Below are 429 nucleotides of genomic sequence, written 5' to 3'. Positions count from 1 at the left end.
TGAGTTCACCCAAGTGCAGTTCCGCGCAGGCGTGGCTGGAGGCCAGACGGGTGCGCAGTTGGCCGGGGCTGTCGTCCATGACCCAGTGGTTGTGGTCTTTGTCGTCGTGGCTTTGGCTCTTCCAGCCGCTGAGGTGGCCGGGATGGTTGGCGCCGGAATCAGCGCCCGCGCTCCAGATGGGGCGGGTGCGGTCGGTGTAGAGCTGGCCAACGACGATGGGGCGGTCGATGTCGCCGTCCAGGAAGTCCACCAGCACTTCCGAGCCCACGCGCGGGGTGAAGACCTGGCCCCAGTTGGGGCCGGCCAGCGGCGTGGCCACGCGCACCCAGGTGCCGGCGCGGTGGTCGCCGGGGGCGCCGCTGGAGGCGGGGGGCGGCTCGTCCAGCATCAGACCGCCGGGGTTGGGGCGTTCGCCGCGTTGCCAGGCGA

1 protein-coding gene is annotated in these 429 nt (G+C 71.6%); it reads right to left on the bottom strand.

Annotated features, from left to right (window positions below):
* A partial coding sequence (locus ACG01O_RS22245; protein ID WP_394387801.1) for a phage baseplate assembly protein V occupies positions 1-429 on the bottom strand: 429 nt, incomplete at both ends.

The sequence above is a fragment of the Pelomonas baiyunensis genome (assembly GCF_043555935.1).
Lineage (GTDB): Bacteria > Pseudomonadota > Gammaproteobacteria > Burkholderiales > Burkholderiaceae_C > Pelomonas > Pelomonas baiyunensis.
The sequence above is the reverse complement of the archived record's forward strand: the minus strand, read 5'-3'. Positions and strand labels throughout refer to the sequence as shown.